The organism is Kocuria nitroreducens, from assembly GCF_042879195.1.
GTDB classification, from domain to species: Bacteria; Actinomycetota; Actinomycetes; order Actinomycetales; family Micrococcaceae; genus Kocuria; species Kocuria nitroreducens.
This window is the reverse complement of sequence record NZ_JBHZTC010000010.1, coordinates 19,411-33,917: the sequence shown is the minus strand read 5'-3', so window position 1 is coordinate 33,917 and position 14,507 is coordinate 19,411. Positions and strand designations below refer to the sequence as shown.

At 71.3% G+C, this 14,507-nt stretch carries 16 protein-coding genes and 1 tRNA gene; 5 read left to right on the top strand and 12 right to left on the bottom strand.

Translation table 11 applies throughout. The annotated features are described in order from the left end of the window. Positions 1-50: 50 nt before the first annotated feature. From ACFYE1_RS08550 to ACFYE1_RS08540, 3 genes are read left to right on the top strand one after another with little or no spacing between them, the layout of a single operon-like run. Positions 51-524 (top strand): MarR family winged helix-turn-helix transcriptional regulator, encoded by a 474-nt coding sequence (locus ACFYE1_RS08550; protein ID WP_387741844.1) that lies wholly within the window; start codon positions 51-53, stop codon positions 522-524. A 5-nt stretch (positions 525-529) separates the two neighbouring features. After that, complete coding sequence (locus ACFYE1_RS08545) at positions 530-952, top strand: organic hydroperoxide resistance protein (protein ID WP_387741843.1); 423 nt, start codon at positions 530-532, stop codon at positions 950-952. 40 nt (positions 953-992) lie between these two features. Further along, entirely contained in the window at positions 993-2,000 is a 1,008-nt protein-coding gene (locus tag ACFYE1_RS08540) for an NADP-dependent oxidoreductase (RefSeq protein WP_387741842.1), read from the top strand. A gap of 9 nt (positions 2,001-2,009) precedes the next feature. On the opposite strand, the gene ACFYE1_RS08535 is transcribed toward ACFYE1_RS08540, so the two are convergent. The 6 genes from ACFYE1_RS08535 to ACFYE1_RS08510 form a co-directional block, all read right to left on the bottom strand. Beyond that, the gene (locus tag ACFYE1_RS08535) at positions 2,010-2,708 is read right to left on the bottom strand and encodes a haloacid dehalogenase type II (RefSeq protein ID WP_387741841.1); all 699 of its coding nucleotides are present in this window, start codon (positions 2,706-2,708) and stop codon (positions 2,010-2,012) included. 62 nt (positions 2,709-2,770) lie between these two features. Next, positions 2,771-3,481: an HAD family hydrolase gene (locus tag ACFYE1_RS08530; protein ID WP_387741839.1), complete on the bottom strand. Its 711-nt coding sequence runs from the start codon at positions 3,479-3,481 to the stop codon at positions 2,771-2,773. Positions 3,482-3,512: 31 nt separating this feature from the next. Continuing rightward, a complete protein-coding gene (locus tag ACFYE1_RS08525; RefSeq protein WP_387741837.1) occupies positions 3,513-3,635 on the bottom strand; it encodes a hypothetical protein in 123 nt (40 codons plus the stop codon). A 74-nt stretch (positions 3,636-3,709) separates the two neighbouring features. After that, positions 3,710-5,311 (bottom strand): M28 family peptidase, encoded by a 1,602-nt coding sequence (locus ACFYE1_RS08520; protein WP_387741835.1) that lies wholly within the window; start codon positions 5,309-5,311, stop codon positions 3,710-3,712. 163 nt (positions 5,312-5,474) lie between these two features. Beyond that, positions 5,475-6,920 carry a M28 family peptidase gene (locus ACFYE1_RS08515; RefSeq protein WP_387741833.1) on the bottom strand — a complete coding sequence of 482 codons (1,446 nt, stop codon included), beginning with the start codon at positions 6,918-6,920 and terminating at the stop codon, positions 5,475-5,477. Next, positions 6,917-7,042, bottom strand: a complete 126-nt coding sequence (locus ACFYE1_RS08510) for a hypothetical protein (RefSeq protein WP_387741831.1) — start codon at positions 7,040-7,042, stop codon at positions 6,917-6,919. Before ACFYE1_RS08510 ends, ACFYE1_RS08515 begins: the two co-directional genes overlap by 4 nt. Before the next feature lie 226 nt (positions 7,043-7,268). On the opposite strand from ACFYE1_RS08510, the gene ACFYE1_RS08505 reads away from it, so the two are divergent. Both ACFYE1_RS08505 and ACFYE1_RS08500 read left to right on the top strand, forming a co-directional pair. Continuing rightward, positions 7,269-7,345: transfer RNA gene (locus ACFYE1_RS08505), tRNA-Pro, on the top strand. Positions 7,346-7,609: 264 nt separating this feature from the next. Further along, a complete protein-coding gene (locus ACFYE1_RS08500; RefSeq protein WP_387741829.1) occupies positions 7,610-7,843 on the top strand; it encodes a hypothetical protein in 234 nt (77 codons plus the stop codon). 126 nt (positions 7,844-7,969) lie between these two features. On the opposite strand, the gene ACFYE1_RS08495 is transcribed toward ACFYE1_RS08500, so the two are convergent. From ACFYE1_RS08495 to ACFYE1_RS08470, 6 genes are all read right to left on the bottom strand, one after another. After that, positions 7,970-8,299, bottom strand: coding sequence for a hypothetical protein (locus ACFYE1_RS08495; RefSeq protein WP_387741827.1), 330 nt, complete (start codon positions 8,297-8,299; stop codon positions 7,970-7,972). A 413-nt stretch (positions 8,300-8,712) separates the two neighbouring features. Beyond that, positions 8,713-10,155 (bottom strand): hypothetical protein, encoded by a 1,443-nt coding sequence (locus ACFYE1_RS08490; protein WP_387741826.1) that lies wholly within the window; start codon positions 10,153-10,155, stop codon positions 8,713-8,715. 154 nt (positions 10,156-10,309) lie between these two features. Next, entirely contained in the window at positions 10,310-10,819 is a 510-nt protein-coding gene (locus ACFYE1_RS08485) for a class F sortase (RefSeq protein ID WP_387741981.1), read from the bottom strand. Positions 10,820-11,081: 262 nt separating this feature from the next. Further along, positions 11,082-11,957 (bottom strand): type II secretion system F family protein, encoded by an 876-nt coding sequence (locus ACFYE1_RS08480; RefSeq protein ID WP_387741824.1) that lies wholly within the window; start codon positions 11,955-11,957, stop codon positions 11,082-11,084. 32 nt (positions 11,958-11,989) lie between these two features. Continuing rightward, positions 11,990-12,937, bottom strand: a complete 948-nt coding sequence (locus tag ACFYE1_RS08475; RefSeq protein WP_387741822.1) for a type II secretion system F family protein — start codon at positions 12,935-12,937, stop codon at positions 11,990-11,992. Next, positions 12,937-14,505, bottom strand: a complete 1,569-nt coding sequence (locus ACFYE1_RS08470) for a CpaF family protein (RefSeq protein WP_387741820.1) — start codon at positions 14,503-14,505, stop codon at positions 12,937-12,939. Before ACFYE1_RS08470 ends, ACFYE1_RS08475 begins: the two co-directional genes overlap by 1 nt. Between the last annotated feature and the right edge of the window lie 2 nt (positions 14,506-14,507).

Here is a 14,507-nt window from a genome sequence, read left to right as displayed (position 1 = left end):
TTGCGTGCAACTGAGTTGAGCACAATCGGTACTTGTGCAAGCATGGGCGCATGGACGCAGACCTCCGGCTCGACGCGCAGCTGTGCTTCGCGCTCTACGCCGCCTCGCGAGCCACGACCGCGGCCTACCGCGAGCCGCTGGCGGAGCTCGGCCTGACCTATCCGCAGTACCTCGCGCTGCTCGCGCTGTGGGAGGAGGACGGCCGGACCGTCTCGGCGCTCGGCTCCCGACTGCGCCTGGACAGCGGCACCCTCTCCCCCCTGCTGAAGCGGATGGAGGCCGGCGGCCTCCTCGAGCGCCGCCGGGGGCACGACGACGAACGACGGGTCACCGTCCACCTCACGCCGGCCGGCCACCGCCTGCGCGAGCGCGCCCCGGCCGTGCAGCGGCGCGTCCTGGAGGTCTCGGGACTCACCGCCGCCGAGATGGAGACGCTGCGGACCCTGGCCCGCAGGATCGGCGCCCCCGCCGACGAGGACACCACGGACAGCACCCCCACGACCCCCACCGACCCCCAGGAGTGACCAGCATGGACACCGTCTACACCGCCGAGGCCCTCGCCACCGGCGCCGGCCGCAACGGCCGCACCCGCACCACCGACGGCCGGATCGACCTGGGCCTGGCCGTCCCGCAGGAGATGGGAGGCTCAGGCGACGGCACCAACCCGGAGCAGCTCTTCGCCGCCGGCTACGCCGCCTGCTTCCACTCCGCCCTGCAGATGGTGGCCCGGCAGGAGAAGGTCGCACTCGGGGACTCCGGCGTCGGGGCCCGCGTGGGCATCGGCGGCAACGGACAGGGCGGCTTCGGCCTCGAGGTCGACCTGGAGGTCGTGCTCCCGGACCTCGACCAGGGCACCGCGCAGTCCCTGGCCGACAAGGCCCACCGGGTGTGCCCCTACTCGAACGCCACCCGCGGCAACGTCGACGTCCGCGTGACCGTCGTCGAGGACTGACCCCCGCTCCCCCGCCCGCCTTCGACCCCCAGGAGAACCGATGACCCCGCCCACCAGCACCCGCCAGATCGTGCTCGCCTCCCGCCCGGACGGCACCCCCGTGCCCGACAACTTCCGACTGGAGGAGGCCGCGCTGCCCGAGCCCGGCCCCGGCCAGGTCGTGGTCGCCAACCACTGGATGTCCGTGGACCCGTACATGCGCGGCCGGATGAACGACGTGAAGTCCTACGTCCCGCCGTTCCAGGTGGACCGCCCGCTCGACGGCGGCGCCGTGGGCGAGGTCGTCGCCTCGTCCGCCCCCGAGCTGCCCGTGGGCGCCACGGTGCTGCACGGGGCCGGGTGGCGCGAGCACGCGCTGATCGACGCCGGCTCCGCCACCGTGGTGGACCCCGGGGTGGCCCCGGAGTCGGCCTACCTGGGGGTGCTCGGCATGCCGGGGCTCACCGCGTACGCCGGCCTCATGGCGGCCGCACGGTTCCGGCCCGGGGACACGGTGTTCGTCTCGGGCGCGGCCGGCGCCGTGGGCTCGCTCGTCGGCCAGATCGCGAAGCGCAGCGGCGCCGCGCGCGTGGTGGGCAGCGCCGGCTCCCCGGAGAAGGTCGCCCGCCTGCTGGAGCTGGGCTTCGACGCCGCCTTCGACTACCACGACGGCCCGGTGCTCCCCCAGCTGCGGCGCGCCGCGCCCGAGGGCATCGACGTGTACTTCGACAACGTGGGCGGCGAGCACCTGGAGGCCGCGATCTCCGCGCTGAAGACGCACGGCCGCGTGTGCCTGTGTGGGGCGATCTCGCAGTACAACGCGACCGAGCCGCCGGCGGCGCCGCGGAACCTGGCGCTGGCGATCGGCAAGATGCTGAGCCTGCAGGGCTTTCTGGTGAGCGGTCATCAGGATCTGGGCCCGGAGTTCCGCGCGAAGATGGCCGGCTGGCTGGCGGCCGGCGAGATCCAGTGGGACGAGACCGTGCGCGAGGGGCTCGACGACGCCCCGCAGGCGTTCATCGACCTGCTCGCCGGCGCCAACACCGGGAAGATGGTCGTCAGGCTGTGAGCCCGGCCGTCAGTCGGTGAGCTCGGCGCCGCCGGCGTTGAGCCGCGCGGCGAGTTCCCGCACCCCGGACACCCTGATGTCCGCGGTGTGCGCGTACTGCGGATAGGGCGCGCCGTACCGGTCGATCCAGGCCGTGCGCATCCCCGCCCGGGCGGCGCCGTGCAGGTCCCACGGATGCACCGCGATCATGAGCATCCCGTCCAGCGGTACGCCCCACGCCCCGCTCGCCCAGCTGTAGGCCTCGGACGCCGGCTTCCAGCAGGGGGCGTCTTCGACGGAGCTGACGTGCTCGAAGTGCTGCCGCACGCCTCCGCGCTCGAGCAGGCCCTCGGCGGTGGCCGCGGAGCCGTTGGTGAGGGCGGTGAGCCGGAACCCGGCCTCCGCGAGGGACCGTATCCCGTCCGGGACGTCCGCGTGGACGGGCAGCCGCTGCACGGCGTCCAGGACGTGGGCCACGGCGTCCTCCACGCCCCCGGTCGGCGGACGTGAGGCGAAGAGCGTGCGCGCCATCTCCTTCGCCAGCACGGAGAACGGCTGGGCCTCGCCGTGGACGGCCAGCGCGAAGCCCTCCCGCAGGACGGAGGCGAACCAGGTCTGCGCCAGCTCTCCCGGCACGCCCACCTCCTCGAAGGCGCGGTGCAGGGGGCGCATGTCCGAGAGGGTCTCGTTCACGTCGAACACGAGGACGGGTCTGTCGTCGGTGGTCATTCCGGAGCCTTCCGTTCGCGGTGGTGCACAGCGTAGTCCGCGCGGGCGCCGGTGGGGAGCGTTCAGCCCGCCGGGACGAGCCGGCCCAGGGGGCTGTTCTCGAAGTCGTCCAGCAGGGCCTGCGGGTCCGCGTAGACGGCCACGGCCCCCGCCTCGCGCAGCTCCGACTCGCTGATCCCGCCGCTGCGCAGGCACACGGCGTCGAGACCGAGCTTCCACGCGGACTCGACGTCCCAGCGGGCGTCCCCCACCACGATCGCGTCCTCGGGGCGCAGGTTCCCGGCCTCCAGCGCCGCGGCGAAGATGTCCGGGGCGGGCTTGCTCTGCTCGGCGTCCGTGGCGGTCGTGACCGCCGTGAGCAGGTCGTCGGAACCGAGGGCCTCCCGCATGGCGGCCACCTCAGTGGCATTCGACGACGACGCCAGCACCACCACGAGCCCGGCGTCGGCGCAGCGGCGCAGCAGCTCCGCGGCGCCGCGGGTGGGCTTGAGCCCCGGCCAGTGCACGGAGAACAGGGCTCCGTGGGCGTCGCCGATGGCGTCGTCCCCGTCCTTGTCCCGGTCGGCGGGCAGCAGCTCGTCGATCAGCTGCTCCGAGCCCATGCCGATGAGCCGGTGGATGCGGTGCATGGGCACGTCGTGGCCGGCCTGGTTGAAGGCGTGCCACCAGGCGACGGTGTGCAGATAGCTCGAGTCGATGAGGGTGCCGTCGACGTCGAACAGGACGCCACGCCTGACCGGCGCGGAGGAGTAGGGGGTCCGGGGAGGAGTCATGACCTCACCCTTCCACCCGGCGGCCGGCCGATCAATGCGAGGCGAGGTTCCTGCGGCGCCGCACGAGCAGGACCGCGAGCGCCAGGGTGTGGAGCGTCCGGGCGGTGGGGCTGCCCCCGTCCACCACGCCGTCCGCGGCGGCCGGTTCGGACATGGTCACGACCGCCCCGACCGACAGCGAAGTTGTGGAGAAAGTTCACCGGCCGGAGGGAGCCGGGGACCCTCCGGTCACAGCGCCGGCAAGTCCCCGGCGGCGCTGGTCGGGCCGTTCCCCTGGTCCACGGCGGCCGGGCCGAGCGGAAGCGCGCGGCCGTCCTGCTGGGCGTTCTCGTCCGCGCCCGTTCCCTCGACGTCCTGGGTGGAGTTCGCGAAGCGCGAGATCACGGCGGACGCCGCGTCGGTCATCTCGCCCAGGCCCTGGGCGTCGACGTTGGCGAGGTCGTCGCACGCGCCGTGGTAGCAGAAGTCGTAGGCGACCCCGGCCCGGCCGCCGAACAGTGCGGCCTGCTCCGCGGTCTTGATCCCCTCGGCGCCGGTGAACAAGCCGCCGGAGGCGATGCCCTCGGCGATGAACGGCCCGTAGTCGCTGCGGCCGTTGAACTCCGTCTCGCCGGAGGCCAGGCCCACGGAGCCGAAGTGCTCGTGGAAGGCCGCCTCGATCGCGGCGGATCCCTCCGGGGCCGTCACGAGGCCCTCGGTTCCCTGCACGGGCGGGAAGGCGGAGTGGTCGCCGTCGTAGACGAAGCGGCCGTAGTTCGGGGAGCCGATCATGTCGAAGTTCAGGTACAGCGCGATGTCCTCCAGGGCGGCGGGATCGTTGGCCTTCAGGTCCGCGACGTAGTGCCGGGACCCGAGCAGGCCGAACTCCTCCGCGCCCCACCAGGCGAAGCGCACGGTGTTCGCGGTGTCCGTGTGCGCGAGCGCCTCGGCAATCGCCAGGATTCCCGCGGAGCCCGAGCCGTTGTCGTTGATGCCCGCCCCCTGGGGCACGCTGTCCAGGTGGGCGCCGACCATCACCGTGTTCTCGGGGTCGCCCGAGCTCGTCTCGGCGAGGACGTTGAAGGACTCGCGGTTCTCGGAGACGGTCTGCGCCGTCACGGTCACCTCGCCCCCGCCGAGCAGTGCGGTCCCGGTCGCATGGCTGAGGCCGACCACCGGGAGGGGCGTGGCACCGGGCTCCCCGAGCGTGCCGGTGACCACGTCCTCCTGGCCCGGCAGACCCGAGTTGAAAATCAGCACGGCGGCGGCGCCCGCGGCTTGGGCGTTGGCGGCCTTCACCCCGAAGGTGCACGTGCCGCGCTGGAGCAGCGCGATGTTGCCGGCCACGAAACCGGCAAAGTCCTCGGCCTCGCAGCCGCTGGTGCTCGCCACGGGGGCCCCGTCGGTGTCCATGGCCTGCACCGGGGCGGTCACGGTGCCGGAGCCGGAGTAGACCATGACGGCCGCCTCCGCGGCGGTCAGGGGACGCGGGGCACCGCCGGGTGCGGGCACGGCCACCGTGGTCGGGACGATCTCCTGGAAGAACGGGAAGGTGAAGGCCTGGACGCGCGGGGCATAGCCGGCGGCCCGCAGCCGGCCGACCACGTAGTCCACGCTGCCCCGGTAGCCGGGGGTGCCCGAGGCCCGGTTGCCGTTGTTGGCGTGGGCGACGGCCTGGAACACCTCGAGATGGTCGAGCACCTGCTGCGTGGGCACGGCCGCGACGGTCGTGGCGGCCGCTCCGGCGTCGTCGTCGCCCGGCGGCGCCGCGACGGCACTCGGCACCGCGAACGCGAGGGTGCCGGCCAGGGCTGCGGCCACGGTCCGACGGATGGGTGTGCGGTGCGACATGGGTCCTCCCCGGGCCGGGGGCCGATCGGGGGCTCGACCGTGTTCGTCGTCGGCTCCATCGAACGGGTGGAGCGCTGCGCCCAGGATCTCAGCTCCAGGTCAGAGGCACAATGGCCGGACGGATCGTGGCACCGGGAACGACATCGGCCTCACTGCGACGGCCTCACTCCGACTCCCTCTCCTGGGCCGCGTTGCTCGGGCCGTGGCCCTGGTCGACCGTGGCGGCGGGAATGGGCGCCATGACGCTGCGCAGCCGCCGGCCCTCCTCCTCGAGATCCAGGGTGGAGTTCGCGAAGCGCAGGACCACGGCGGAGGCCGCGTCGGTCATCTCGTCCAGCGTCCGGAGGTCGATGTTGCTGAGGTCGTCGCACTGCGCGTGGTAGCAGAAGTCGTAGCCGATGCCGGCCCGCCCGCCGAACAGCGCGGCCTGCTCCACGGTCTTGATCCCCTCGGCGCCGGTGAAGAGGCCGCCGGAGGCGATGCCCTCCGCGATGAACGGCCCGTAGTCGCTGCGGCCGCTGAACTCGGTCTCGCCCGAGGCCAGTCCCACGGAGCCGAAGTGCTCGTGGAAGGCCGCCTCGATCGCGGCGGACCCCGCCGGGGCGGGCACCGAGCCGTCCTCCGGGCCGAACGCCGAGGCGTCACCGTCGTAGACGAAGCGGCCGTGGTTCGGAGAGCCGATCATGTCGAAGTTCAGGTACAGCGCGACGTTCTCGAGTGCCGCGGAGTCGTTGGCCTTCAGGTCCGCGACGTAGTGCCGGGACCCGAGCAGGCCCAGCTCCTCCGCACCCCACCAGGCGAAGCGCACGGCGTTGGCCGTCTCCGTGTCCGCGAGCGCCTCGGCGATGGCCAGGATCCCCGCGGAGCCGGAGGCGTTGTCGTTGATCCCGGGGCCCTCCGGGACGCTGTCCAGGTGGGCGCCGACCATGACCGTGCGCTCCGGGTCACCCGAGCCCGTCTCTGCGAGGACGTTGAAGGTCTCCCGGTTCTCGGAGACGGTCTGCGTGCTGACCGTCACCTCGCCCCCGCCCAGCAGCGCCGTACCGGCGGCGTAGCTCAGGCCGACCACGGGGATGGTCGTCGCACCCGGTTCGCCGAGGGTGCCGGCGACCACGCCCTCCTCCCCCGGCCGGCCCGTGTTGAAGATCAGCACCGCGGACGCCCCGGCGGCCGCCGCGTTGGCGGCCTTCACCCCGAAGGCGCACGTGCCCCGCTGGATCAGCGCGATGTTCCCCGCCACGAAGTCGGCGAAGTCCTCGGCCTCGCACCCGCTGGTGCTCGCGGCCGGCTCTCCGGTCGTTCCCACGGCCTGCACCGGGGCGGTCACGGTCCCGGAGCCGGAGTAGGTCATGACCGCGACGTCCTCCGCGGGGAGCTGCCTCCCGCCCACGCTGACCGTGGCCGGGCTGACAGCTTGGAAGAAGGGGAAGGTGAACTTCTGGACCCGCGGAGCGTAGCCGGCGCCGCGCAGCCGGCCGACCACGTAGTCCACGCTGCCCCGGTAGCCGGACGTGCCCGAGGCACGATTGCCGTTGTTGGCGTTCGCGATGGCCTGGAACACCTCGAGGTGCTCCAGCACCTTGTCGGCAGGCACCTCCGCCGCGGTCACAGCGACCACTCCGGCACGGCCGGCTGGGCGGCGAGGAGGACGGCGCACTCGGCGCCGGCGCTCGACAACGTATGGGCCGCTGCGGCGGCCACGGTCCGGTGGTGGTGGGTGCGGTGGCGCATCAGATCTCCCAGGGCAGGGGCCGATCGGGGGCTCGGCCGGGACAGCGGCTTCATCGAGCTGATGGAGCGATGTGCACAGAATCCCAGCTCCCGGGCGGCCGCACAATGACCGTGCGCATTATGGCAAGGTGGCAGGAATCGATACCGTGGCACCGCCCGATTTCCCACCCGCGCGGCCGGATGGCTATGATGAAGCAGTTGTTTCCGGCTGAGTCCGGATGCTTCACGGGATGTGGCGCAGCTTGGTAGCGCGCGTCGTTCGGGACGACGAGGTCGCAGGTTCAAATCCTGTCATCCCGACCACCAGCGAAAGGCCCCGGACCAGTCGGTCCGGGGCCTTTCGCATGTCCCGACAGCCCCCCGTTCGCGGCCGACTGTCCCCGCAAGAAGCCACGACCCACAGTGATGCATCTACAAATTCATGAATTACGATCAGAATTGAAGGGTGTGCCCGACCGGCGGTGGGGAACGAACTGATCCTCCGCTCCCCCGCCGCTGGCGCCGCGCCGCTCTTCTCGCGGGCGTGAGGGGCGCCCGGCCACATTCGTCTGCTCCGGGGGAGTCCACATGAATCTCGACATCGATCGCGTCCTCGACGACGCCGGCACCGGCGTACTGGGTGCCACCCTCCAGCTGTTCACGGACTGGTCCCTGTGGCTCGGCATCGGTCTGATCGTCGCCGCCGTCATCAGCTCCGCCATGACCAGGAAAATTCCGTGGACCCGCGAGGCCTCCGTCTGGCTCTACTCGATGGCTGCCACCGCGTGCTTCGCCGTGCACTGGGCGGCCGTGCCTGCCTGAGAGAGACTGACGCACCCGGCCGAGGAGGGGGGCCGGGTGCGTCAGCGTCTGCAGTGGCTGCACAGTGCATGCCGGGCCCGGACCGTGCGGGTCCGGCCGGGTGACCGTGCTCCGGCCGCAGCGGACCTACTTCCGGGCCGAGGAGAAGACCATCTTCTCGTCCCCGCCCTCGAGGTCCCGCTCGGCCAGGGCCCACTGCCCCTTCATGAGCTGGGCGACCAGTTCGTCGGTCAGCCGCTGCTGGTCGCCGCCCTTTCCGCCCAGCCCATCCTCGAGCGCCTGCCGCAGAAGGTCCGGGGTGAACGGCCCGTCCTGCCCCGCCAACTCCGGCGTGGAGAGGTCGCCCAGCACGCACAGCCCTTCGCAGGTGATCACGAGCAGCAGACCGGCCTCGAGCGTCGTCGACGTGGTCGTCGTGGTGCTGGTCGATGTCCGCTCCGTTGCCTGGACCGGCACGCCACCGCTGACCGGTCCTGCGACAGCGGCGGGCGCCTGCCCCGCGCTCGACCCTTGCCCGGGAGCGGTCGACTGCACCCCGTTTCCGACCGGCGCCGCGGCCTGAGCGGACCCTCCGGCCACGGGAGCCTCTCCATCGGCGGTATCTCCACTGGTGGCATCTCCACCGGAAGACTCTGCCGTCGGTGTGGGAGAGGACTTGGGCGCCGGCCGAGAGGTGGGCTGTGGGGCCGGACTCTGGGTTGGTGTCGCCGTGCTGAGCGGCGGCAGGGGTTCGTAGGTGTGCGCCCCCCTCGCCTCGGCGGCGGCACCGCCGCAGCCGGTGAGGGCAGCGAGCGCGAGGGACGCCACAACGACTGTACGGGTGGTGCGGAACATCGGGATCTCCCGGAGAACTGGGGCGGAGGTGGGCATCAGGCGGACCGGTCCTGGATGACGGACGGGCGGCGGCGCAGCCACCAGGCGCCGAGGCCCGCACCGACGGCGACCACGACGAGGACCACCGAGGTGAATGCGCCGCGTCCACCGGCAGCAGGGGCCGCGCCCATGCCGGTGTTCGCCATGGCCGGATCCGCGTACATGGCCTCGCCGGCCGACATGGTGGTCTCTGTGACGACCTCCGTGGAGGTGGTGGTCTGCTCGTCGAACAGGACGAAGGCCTCCAGGGTCGCCGTGAGCTTCTGCTCGGCGCCGGCATCGGTCACGATCTGGAGGACACGGGCGTCGCGGTCCCGGACCGCCGGCTTGGCAACCGGTCCGGCCGCGCCGTCGCCGGAGCCCGTGCCCGTGCCCGTGCCGTGCTCGCCAGTCTGGTCGTCGTCGGTGTCAGAGCCGGCGGGGCCGTCCTGATCGACCGGCGTCTCGTCGGCCTCGTCGTCGTCCGGGGTCGTGGTCCCCTCGTCGGAGACCTCATCGTCCGGCACGGCCGGCGCGTCGATCGTGAAAACGGCGCTCGCCCCCCAGGCGACCGTTCGCTCCTGACCCGCGATGAGCAGGTCGCGGTACTGCTCGTCGGCCAGGACGGTGAGCTCGGTCGAGGGCATGGTCGCCGTCAGGTCGGCGGTGAGCTCTCCCTCGGTGACCCCCTCAGGCACAGCCAGCTCCAGGTACTTGTCCCGGTCCCCGCCGGTGAAGGTCTGCGTCCTCGTCCCGTCCGCAAAGGTGACGGGTCCCGACAGGGTCACGGTCGTGGCGTAGTAGGCCTCCGGCATCGTGACGAGCAGCGTGTCGGGCCGGCCGTCCGGCGCGAAGGACAGGGAGATCCGGTAGCTGTCCAGCGGAACGAGAGCCGTGACGTTCCGGCGGGCGTCCTTGATCAGGAACTCGGCGCGCTCCAGATGCGACTGTTCGATCCCCGCCGGCTCCTGTTCCGGAACTCCCGCGGTCGAGAGGGAGCGCACGGCCCAGTGCACGGCCAGCGCCTCGTCCGGGTTCTCGGTGGGACCGAAGACCGAGAGGATGTAGCCGGCCAGGGCGGCGTTCTCCGGCTCCCAGTAGACCGGGGTGTCGCCGACCTTCTCGCCCACCACGTTCTCCCACCCGGTCGCGGGGTCGTCGAAGGGCTCGGCCACTGCGTAGCCCTCGTCGTCGAGCACGTACTCCCCCACCGGCGCCAAGGGCTGGTCCTCGTGGATGCCGTAGGCGGTGTCCTTGTTGGTCAGCGCCACCGGGGTGAAGGACGTCTCCGCGCCGGTGTCCGGGCCTCCCTCCGGGACCTCGACGAGGTACTCCGCGATCGCCACGGGCACGGCGACGGCCGGCGTCGCAGCGACCAGCGTCCCGGTCACCGCGGTGGTGCCGGCCAGAGCCGCCACCGCGAGGAGCTGCGCGCGGCGGGCAGAAAGGGGGGAAAGCATGGGGACTCCTGGGGGGGGATCGTGAGGGGATCGGCAGGCCGGTGGGCGGCCGACCGATCTTTACTAATGTAATTGCATGAAGGGGTCGTTGTCCGGGGAAGTCGTTGTGCGACGCCGGGCGTGCGCACAAGAGGGGACGGGCAGCCCGGCGGCGTCACGGGACGGGGACGGTCTCGGGATCGAGGGCCAGGTCGACGATGAGATTGTTCGTGTAGGACCACGACGGCGATCCGTCCGGCTGGACGTAGTCGCCGGAGCAGGTGACCAGGGACAGCCCGGGGGCCCCGTTCAGCTCGAAGATGTTCCGCGGCGGGGCGTCCCGCGGGGTCGGCTCGCGCACCGTAGTCACCGTGTAGGAGAACACTCCCCCGGTCCCGTCGGAGACCCACAGCTTCTGGCCCGGCTGTGCCGTGTAGAGCGTGGCCAAGGCGGGAGCATCGTAGGGATAGTCCACGTGGCCAGCCAGTACGGCGTTGCCCTGCTGGCCGCCGATCACGGCGGAGGCCGAGTACCAGCCGATCGCCGCGCGGTCCTCGTGGGTGGGCACCGCCATGTTCCCGGTTTCGTCCGTCCCCATGGATTCGAGCGCCGCGTCGATGCCGATCGACGGGGAGCAAACCCGCGCCCGGGCGAACAGGTCACCGCAGGTCTCCGGGCCCCGCACCGCACGGTGCGCGCCCGGGTCGCCGGCTGCCCGGGCGTCACCCGCGGAGAGCGAAGACGTGTGCACCGGGCCGGGGGCACTGGCCGAAGCGGGATCGGCGTGCTGGACGTCCCCGCCAAAACCGGCAGCTGGACCCCCGGTCAGCCAGTTGGCGGCCAAGAGTGCCACAGCGCAGAGCGACACCACGGCGAGGAAGGTCGACAGCGCGGTGCGTCCGGCACCGGTCGTCGGGAGCAGTGCAGAACTATTGCGAAGCACCGGATCACATTTTCAGGACGTTGAGGACCGTGGGGCCGAGCACGGTGAGGAAGAGCACCGGAAGGATGAACAGCATCAGGGGAATGAGGATCTTCGTCGGGATCTTCTGCGCGGCCTCCTCCGCCCGCTGCCGCCGCTTGATGCGCATCTCGTTGGCCTGGGTGCGCAGCACCGAGGAGATGGAGATGCCGTAGGCATCGGCCTGGATGACCGAGCGCGTGAAGGTGCGCAGGTCGGGGACGTCGGTGCGCTGCTCCAGGGCCAGATAGGCGTCACGGCGGGGAATGCCCACGCGCATCTCCTGCAGGGTGCGCACCAGCTCCTCCGCGAGGGGACCCTTGCCGTTGTGCCCGGCCCGGGCCATCGCCGACTCGAAGCCGAGTCCGGCCTCGACCGCGATCATCATCTGGTCCAGGGTGTCGGCGAGCGCCAGACCGATGGCCTTCTGGCGTTCGGTGCCGCGGGAGTAGAGCAGCAGGTCCGGCACAAAGTAGGACAGCGGAACTATGACCGCCACGATCACCACGATCATGCCGTTGTCGCCCGCCAGCAGCAGGATCAGCAGGCCGAAGAGCACGGTACCGCCCAGTGCATAGACCTTGTACGCCATCAGCCGGGCGACCGGCCAGTCGACGGGCCGGCCTGCCTTCGAGTACAGGCTCTCGAGCCGGTCCCGTCCGCCCTCGGTGGTGAAGCGGCGGGCCCAGCCGAAGTCCGGGGCCTCGCGAACGGTTTCGGTCCCAGTGGCACCGAAACCGTACTTCAAATTCTGGCGCACCATGCGGTCGCCACCCCACCGGACACCGACGGCGAGCCACATGGCCAGAGCCGCGGCACCGGCTAGGAGCAGGAGGCCGAACAGGGGGGAGATCGACGACATGGGACGCCCTTCGGGAAACGGGGTGACGGAACTCAGAACTGGATCTTGACGATGCGGGACATCCAAAAGCCGCCGATGGCGAACATCAGCAGGGCGACGGCGATCATCGCGTAGCCGAAGAAGCCGCTCGTGACGAATTGGGAGATGTACTCGGGTGAGATCACGGCGAGCACCGCGGCGATCAGCACCGGCAGGGCCATGAGGATGTAGGCGGACATTTTTCCTTCGGCCGAGAGCGTCTTCACCTGCCGCTTGATCTGGTTGCGCTCGCGGATGGTGCCGGCGACACGGTCGAGCACCTCTGCGAGGTCCCCGCCGACCTCCCGGTGGATACCGATGGCCTGTGCGACCCAGGAGAAGTCATCGGACTCCATCCGTTTCGCCGCCTGGCTCAGGGAGTCGTCGAGGTCCATGCCGAGACGCGTCTCGTTGACCACCCGGGTCAGCTCCTCGGAGGTCGGCGCCGGGGACTCCTTTGCCACCGCGTCCACGGCGCGCAGCAGGGAGTGCCCGGCACGGAGGGATCCGGAGAACAGCTGCAGCGTGTTGTCCAGCTGATCGGCGAAGATCCGCTTGCGCCGGCCGGTCAGGAAACCAACGCCGAGCTTCGCCACCAGAGGAGCAGCCGCGCAGAACACCAGCCCCAGCAAGAGCCCCCCGGCGATGGTGCCCACCGCTGTGGCGACCGCGGCGCCCACCGCCACGAGCACGAGGAAGTCCGCCGGTGAGGACCTGATCCCCGCGTTCTCGAGAGCCGCGGCGACGCGACGAGTCCAACCCCGCCGCTCCAGGAACTCGGTCACTGCCTCGGTGGTCACACCGCTGAGCCGCGACAGCTGCGACGGGCTCTGCTCGCGGGCCGTGCGCGGCGGACGGCGCCGGTCCATCGGCAGCCGCGGCGTGCGCGAGCGGAAGACGACGAACAGCCCGAGCAGGCCGGCCAGGATGAGGAGGCCGATCCCGATCAGCAGGGGGGACATCAGCGCTTCCCCGGATCGAAGACGGAAGGGTGGAGCTTGATGCCGTAGTCCTCAAATTTGTCCACGAAGCGCGGCCGCACCCCGGTGGACCGGGTCGTTCCCCGAAAACGTCCGGTGCGAGGGTCCACCCCGGCGTCCCAGTCGAAGAGGAAGGCGTCCTGGAGGGTCACGGTCTCGCCTTCCATGCCCTGGATTTCGGTGATGTGGGTGACGCGGCGGGTGCCGTCCCGGAGGCGGGACAGCTGGACGACCACGTGGATGGCCGAGGCGATCTGCTCGCGGATGGCCCGTTGGGGCAGGTCCATGCCGGCCATCATGACCAGGGTCTCCAGGCGCGAGATGGTGTCGCGCGGGGAGTTGGCGTGGATGGTCGAGAGCGACCCGTCGTGGCCGGTGTTCATGGCCTGCAGCATGTCGAGGGCCTCACCGCCGCGGCACTCCCCCACGACGATCCGGTCGGGCCGCATGCGCAGCGAGTTCTTCAGGAGGTCCCGGATGCTGATCTCGCCCTTGCCCTCGATGTTGGCAGGGCGGGACTCGAGCTGGACCACGTGCTCCTGCTGCAGCTGCAGCTCCACGGCGTCCTCGATCGTGACGATGCGCTCGCCGTGCGGAATGAACGAGGAGACGACATTGAGCATCGTCGTCTTCCCGGTGCCGGTGCCGCCGGCCACCAGGATGTTGAGGTGCGCCTCGACACAGGCCCTGAGGAGATCTGCCATCTGCGGGGACACGGAGCCGAACCGGATGAGGTCGTCGATGGTCAGCGGGTCCTTGGCGAACTTCCGGATGGTCAGAGAGGAGCCCTTGACGGCGAGCGGCGGAATCACTGCGTTCACGCGCGAGCCGTCGGGCAGACGGGCGTCCACCAGCGGCGAGGACTCGTCGATGCGCCGGCCCACCTGGGTGACGATCTTCTCGATGACGTGGCGCAGGTCCTGCTCGGAGGCGAAGGTCGCGTCCGCTAGCGTGACCTTGCCCTTCTGCTCCACGAAGATCTGGTCGGGTCCGTTGACCATGATCTCGGTGACGGTGTCGTCGTCCAGGAGCACCTGGAGCGGCCCGTAGCCGAGCACGTCGTCGCTCACGGAGCGGATCAGACGCGTCCGCTCCTCGGCGGACATCGGCACCTTCTCCTCGGCGACGATGCGCGTGAGCTCCTTGGTGGCGAACTCCGCGATCTGGAGGTCGGAGAGGCTCGAGTCGGACTGACGCGAGCCGATGCGGTCGAGCAGCTCCTGCTTCACGCGCTGCTTGAGTCCGGCGAGCGCGTCGAACCGGGCGGCCTGGACGCGCGGAGCCGCCTCGGCCGGCGGCGCCGGTTCCGGTGCGGCGAAGACTAGGGAGGACAGCGCGGGCCCGTCGTCGAGGTCGCCCGGGGACCTGGTCTCCGCTCCGACGGACTCGCCGTCGGTGTCCGCCTCCGCGGAGTCGACGACGCCATGGGGGTCCGCGAACTGCGGAGGCTCGAGAAACTCGGTCTCGGCGAGTGCGGGCTCGGTGGGCGCAGTGGCCTGCAAGGCGAGTGTTTCACCGCGGGCCGCCGCGAGGCGTTCTGCCAGTTTCATGA

Excerpts from the sequence above, each read along its gene's own strand:
- ACFYE1_RS08510 (WP_387741831.1), bottom strand. The coding sequence starts at position 7,042 with ATGCGCCACCGCACCCACCACCACCGGACCGTGGCCGCCGCAGCGGCC.
- ACFYE1_RS08525 (WP_387741837.1), bottom strand. The coding sequence starts at position 3,635 with ATGTCCGAACCGGCCGCCGCGGACGGCGTGGTGGACGGGGGCAGCCCC.
- ACFYE1_RS08545 (WP_387741843.1), top strand. The coding sequence starts at position 530 with ATGGACACCGTCTACACCGCCGAGGCCCTCGCCACCGGCGCCGGCCGC.
- ACFYE1_RS08500 (WP_387741829.1), top strand. The coding sequence starts at position 7,610 with ATGAATCTCGACATCGATCGCGTCCTCGACGACGCCGGCACCGGCGTA.
- ACFYE1_RS08550 (WP_387741844.1), top strand. The coding sequence starts at position 51 with ATGGACGCAGACCTCCGGCTCGACGCGCAGCTGTGCTTCGCGCTCTAC.
- ACFYE1_RS08470 (WP_387741820.1), bottom strand. The coding sequence starts at position 14,505 with ATGAAACTGGCAGAACGCCTCGCGGCGGCCCGCGGTGAAACACTCGCC.
- ACFYE1_RS08520 (WP_387741835.1), bottom strand. The coding sequence starts at position 5,311 with ATGTCGCACCGCACACCCATCCGTCGGACCGTGGCCGCAGCCCTGGCC.
- ACFYE1_RS08535 (WP_387741841.1), bottom strand. The coding sequence starts at position 2,708 with ATGACCACCGACGACAGACCCGTCCTCGTGTTCGACGTGAACGAGACC.
- ACFYE1_RS08530 (WP_387741839.1), bottom strand. The coding sequence starts at position 3,481 with ATGACTCCTCCCCGGACCCCCTACTCCTCCGCGCCGGTCAGGCGTGGC.
- ACFYE1_RS08540 (WP_387741842.1), top strand. The coding sequence starts at position 993 with ATGACCCCGCCCACCAGCACCCGCCAGATCGTGCTCGCCTCCCGCCCG.
- ACFYE1_RS08475 (WP_387741822.1), bottom strand. The coding sequence starts at position 12,937 with ATGTCCCCCCTGCTGATCGGGATCGGCCTCCTCATCCTGGCCGGCCTG.
- ACFYE1_RS08480 (WP_387741824.1), bottom strand. The coding sequence starts at position 11,957 with ATGTCGTCGATCTCCCCCCTGTTCGGCCTCCTGCTCCTAGCCGGTGCC.
- ACFYE1_RS08490 (WP_387741826.1), bottom strand. The coding sequence starts at position 10,155 with ATGCTTTCCCCCCTTTCTGCCCGCCGCGCGCAGCTCCTCGCGGTGGCG.